Origin of the sequence: Limosilactobacillus gastricus DSM 16045 (assembly GCF_001434365.1) — a bacterium.
GTDB lineage: Bacteria > Bacillota > Bacilli > Lactobacillales > Lactobacillaceae > Limosilactobacillus > Limosilactobacillus gastricus.
On sequence record NZ_AZFN01000038.1, the window covers coordinates 1 to 5,032 of the forward strand.

3 protein-coding genes are annotated in these 5,032 nt (G+C 42.0%); 2 read left to right on the plus strand and 1 reads right to left on the minus strand.

Features of this window, described 5'->3' with window-relative positions:
- Window positions 1–61: 61 nt before the first annotated feature.
- Complete coding sequence (locus FC60_RS08905; RefSeq protein ID WP_056938026.1) at window positions 62–1,396, minus strand: ClC family H(+)/Cl(-) exchange transporter; 1,335 nt, start codon at window positions 1,394–1,396, stop codon at window positions 62–64.
- 164 nt (window positions 1,397–1,560) lie between these two features.
- Here FC60_RS08905 and FC60_RS08910 point away from each other — a divergent pair, with 164 nt between their 5' ends.
- Both FC60_RS08910 and FC60_RS08915 read left to right on the plus strand, forming a co-directional pair.
- A complete protein-coding gene (locus FC60_RS08910; protein ID WP_056938027.1) occupies window positions 1,561–1,878 on the plus strand; it encodes a hypothetical protein in 318 nt (105 codons plus the stop codon).
- Window positions 1,879–2,083: 205 nt separating this feature from the next.
- A complete protein-coding gene (locus FC60_RS08915; RefSeq protein ID WP_056938028.1) occupies window positions 2,084–4,975 on the plus strand; it encodes an accessory Sec-dependent serine-rich glycoprotein adhesin in 2,892 nt (963 codons plus the stop codon).
- Window positions 4,976–5,032 lie beyond the last annotated feature (57 nt).

Below are 5,032 nucleotides of genomic sequence, written 5' to 3' on the forward strand. Positions count from 1 at the left end.
AAGTGTCCAACTTTAAGGGTTCACTTCAGTCAATTGACTGGGCTTTTTAGTTAGGATAGACTTACTTGCCATAGATTTGTTGACGCAAAGCGGAGTAAATTGGACGACCGCCAAGCCAATCGTTGACAACGTAGGCGATAAAGGTAACTAGTAACATGGGGAAAATTTGCTCCACCGAACCAACCATTTCAGTTAATAAAGTTACTGCGGTGAAGGGAGCTTTTTCGATGGCCCCAAAGTAAGCAGTCATACAAATAATCACTACATTAATATAGTTGGCTGCAGGTAAGAGGTGCCATTGAATTAACAAAATAGCAAAGATGACGCCAAATAAAGCACCTAAAACCAAGATGGGCATAAAGATTCCACCGGGAACTGAGCTACCATAAGAAACCATTGAAAAGATGAACCGGATAATTAACATTACCATTGCTAGGCTTAACAAAGACATTGATCCAGCGGTTGCTAGTTGGGCAAAGTCACCTTTGACGAGGTGGTTTATGAGATCGTGGCTACCACCTAAGATAATTGGTTGCCATAGACCGATTGGGATGACCAGCAATAAGGGGACAATACTGTGATAGTGTCGAGGGATGAATTTTAGGTGACCATATAGACTTGGTAGGGTTAAAATGACATATTGATACAAATAAGCAAAGAGGCCTAAGATGATGCCAACACCAATCAAGGGGAAATATGCTGAAGTAGGCAAAAGGTCCTTCATCGGTAAGTATAGACACGGCTTAGTCCCAAAAAAGATAATCGTGACGAGGTCGGCAACAATTGCAGAAGCTAAGGCTGTGACGGCGGTTTTGGCCTTAAATTGAAAAGTAATTTCTTCTAGGAGAAAAAGGGTTCCGGCTATGGGGGCGCTAAAGGCAGCGGATAATCCAGCCGCCACGCCACAACTTAATAGTAAGCGTTGATCTTCCTTGTTAAGGTGAAAAACCTTAGTGGACAATCCTTGACCAACCATTGCCCCCATTTCAATACATGGTCCTTCTCGACCAAGGAAAAGTCCGGGACAGATGGCTAAAAGTCCCCCGATAAACTTACGCCAAAGAATTGACCACCAAGGTAGCTGATTAATATCAAGCATTACGGCTTCGATTTGGGGAACTCCAGAGCCAACTAAATTTTGTAATTCGGGTTGAATTACTTTGCCTAAGATCCAACAAATGATGAAGGTCACAATTATATACGGAATTAAATAGATAGGATGATGGTTCAGATAAGGATAAATGATGGCCAGGCCTCGTAAGGTCTGATCAATGATCCAGCGAAAGCATCCCACGATGAGGCCGGTAATAAGTCCAACGCAAATAGCAGCAAGTAAATTGCGGACTAGTCTAGATTGGCCGGGTCGGCGTAATATTAGGTAGATTTCATGATTCATGGGTAAAACTTCTAACCCCCATTAAGGAATTGATTAGTCTTATTATAACTTGGCTTTTTTAAGATGAATTATAAAAATATCCAGAAATAACTTTTATTGGGCAGATCGATCTTAAATATGTTATGGTAGGGTTGGTTTTGGAATGGAAATAAAGGATGGGTGCGATGGATAAAGAAATTAGTGAAAGCTTGAGTACTAGTTTTAGTCTTGCTTTAAGCTTGGTTAGTGAAGAATTAAATGACCATCAGCAATTAGCCAGCGAATTCATTTGGCAACCCAGCGCCGATCTCAAACACGCTACTTATACGAGCGAACAAGTGACGGCGACGACGATGGCCCAACATAGTATGGTGGCGACAGCGACTACTTCTGGAAGCCATCCCTATCTAGTTGATCACATCCAAACGCAACGACAACCTTATAAGGTACTGAAGGCAACTATAATTGGAATTGCTGGTCTCATGGGATTTCATAACAATTGAATAATTCTCGATAGCTAGTTATTAGGTGCGAATGCTTAATGACTAGCTACTTTTTTGAATAATATAAGAAATTTAATATTAGAAAAAGATTATAAATAACGGTTGATTGATCACTTGATTATTGATAAACTAGACGCTGTATATCATGTATATTTAGATATAGATCGCCATATTGACATAAAAATGTTGGAGGGAGGAATTACGGATGAATAAGAAACGTGATCGTTATTTTGGTAAATACGAAGAAACCAATCGTGATTCACATGTGAAGATGTATAAATCCGGGAAACAATGGGTTAGTGCCCTTTTATCTCGGATTGCATTGTTACGGGTGATGGGGAAAGACGCTCCCAGTGAAGTTAAGACTGATACAACCGAAATAAAATCCGGTTTATCAGAAAAGAGTAAAGAGTTAATTAAAGGCATTGCCGCTGTAGGTGCTTTGACTGGTGGCGCTTATGCCATGCAACAAACGGCCTTTGCCGATACAACAGCGACTAGTGCACTTACATCAACCACTACGGAATCAACTTTAGCTAATGCTGATACCGTTAATTTGACCTCTGGATCAGCCGCTTCTACGTCAACTACCAGTACTTCGACGACCTCTAATTCTGATGACACCGAAAGTGCGTCAAAATCTGCGAGTGAAAGTACCTCTATTAGTGTCAGCCAAAGCGAAAGTGTATCTACATCTAAAGTAAATTCTCAAAATAGTACTTCTTCAACAAGTGACGAAAAGGCAACCAGTGATGCCTCAACCAATAGTACAAATAGCACCACCGAAACAGCCACTAGTACGGCTTCAGATGTCTCAACTGCTGATGATGCTTCAACCGCATCAACGGTGGCCGCAAGTAATAGTGAAGTAGAAGCTGAGGTTACTGATGTGACTACTGATGCTGCGGCAGCAGTGGCTGCCAATGCTGTTGCTACTCAAGCTGCCACGACTACTTCAACCTTAAGTTTACGGCGGAATGCCGTCATCTTAGCGGCGACGGCGACTGATTCCTCAGTAGCTAATGTTTCGACGGCAGATGAATTTAAAGCCGCTATGGCTAGTTCAACCGTAACGACAATTAATGTTACGGCGGATATTGATTTTGCCACCACGACTTCTGGATATACTAGCTTCAGTGGCACTAAGGTAATTAATGGTAATGACCATACTATTAATTTTGGTGCTTACTACTTCTACTCCAACAGTACCAGCACTGGTGCGACGGTTACCGTTAATGATTTAACGACCTACTCAAGCAATCAGTATGGGATCTTTAACTATAACTATGGGGCCGGAACGGTCACTTTAAATAATGTTACAGCTACTGGTGGTACGCTAGTTTCAGGATCAACTTCGGTTTTAGGATCAACTAATACTACTTTGGTGATTGAAGGGGATACCACTGTTGCTGGAGTTGGTTCGTATACTTATAATGGCACCACTTACTCAACGAATGGTGTATCTGTAACGGCTGGTGGGACCACAGGCAAGGCTGTGATTGCCAATGTTAACGTTGAAGTGGCAGAAGGTGCTAACTTTAACTTAACCGCTTCATCAGATTTCCAATATGGGATCGGACTTACCAATACGGCCAAGGCCAAGTCAGTTTCCATCGGTGAAAATGCCACGGTTAACATCACTAATGCGAGTGGGATTAACATTGCCATGAATCATGGTAAACAAACCGTTGACATTGCTGATGGGGCAACCGTTAATTTAACATCATCAGTTACAGGAACAGCCATTAACGAAAGCGATGCTAACATTTTGCTGTACTACAGTGATGGTGGAACTGTTAACGTTGGCGCAGCTAATGTTACGATGACGATGACTGGTGACATTACCAATGCTGCCAATGATGGCGAAAACATTGGAATCGTTTATGATACTTCTACCAGTAAGGCGTCAATTAACTTTAATGCCGGATCAGATGTTACCTTAAATAATGAACAAGGGCCAAACATCTACGTATACAATGATGGTGCGCCGGCAGAAATTAATTTCAATGGTAAGGCAACCTTAAATAAAACGGATGTCACGGCAAATGGTTACACTGGTCGGTCATCAATTAATGGTCGGGTTGCGACGGCTTATGATCTAGACGTCAACTTTAATAGTGGAAGCACCACTGTCTTCAATGATGAAAACGGGGCTAGTGGGGTTGCTTTTCAAACGACAAATGGATCGGTTAATATTGACGATCCTTACTTATTAGAATTCAACCTTGAACCAGGGGTTAGTTCTAATGCAACTGCTGGTTACGCTAACTCAGGGGTTGCATATTTCAGTATTGCAGATGTAGCGTGGAACATTAACGCGACAGATACAAGCATCCAAACCACAGTGGACGGTACGACGACTAAGTCAGACGTGATGGGTACGAGTACGGTAAAGGTTGCACCGGGTGAAGAAGGCGGTAAGATTACCACTAATACGGCGACAACGACTGATGGTGCTACAAACACAACTGCGCAAACCATCCAAACTACTTTGGTAGGGACGAATACGACTCAAGTTGTCTACCAAGGTTCAACAGCCCAAAGCGAAAGTGAATCAGCAAGTGTATCTGATTCTAAGAGTGTGAGTGAATCAGCTGACAATAGTGAATCGATTTCTAATTCATTAAGCAATACCACTCATTACAGCACTTCCAACTATCGTGATTCAGTGGAAAGTCAAATTAAGAGTGCTAGTGACTTAGCCAGCCAGGCTAGTGCTAGTTCCACAAATGAATCACGGGTGGAATCGATTAGTGAAGAGAATTCCACTAGCTTAAATGTAAGTGAATCCAACGCAAGTAAGTCAGATTCGGAACTTAATTCTAGTGCGGCTAATAGTGTATCTGGAGTTGAGAGTCGTTTAGTCAGTGGTTCAGAAAGTGCTTCAGAAAGTAAGTCCAACTCGATTGAACTCTCCAGTGCTGGTAGTTTAACCAGTGATCAAAAGAGTTCCATTTCTCAAGCTAGTGAATCAGCTTCCACTTCAATTAGTGAAGAAAGTGATAGTTTAGCTAGCGACTCTGAATCAGCAAGTACTTCTCTCTCTAACCTTCAAAATCAACTTCAGAAGCCAGCGAATCTGCATCAGTATCGTTAAGCGAAGTCCTTAAGAGTTTATCTGAAGATATTGCTAGTGATAGTGCAAGTACCAGTG

Excerpts from the sequence above, each read along its gene's own strand:
- FC60_RS08905 (WP_056938026.1), bottom strand. The coding sequence starts at position 1,396 with ATGAATCATGAAATCTACCTAATATTACGCCGACCCGGCCAATCTAGA.
- FC60_RS08910 (WP_056938027.1), top strand. The coding sequence starts at position 1,561 with ATGGATAAAGAAATTAGTGAAAGCTTGAGTACTAGTTTTAGTCTTGCT.
- FC60_RS08915 (WP_056938028.1), top strand. The coding sequence starts at position 2,084 with ATGAATAAGAAACGTGATCGTTATTTTGGTAAATACGAAGAAACCAAT.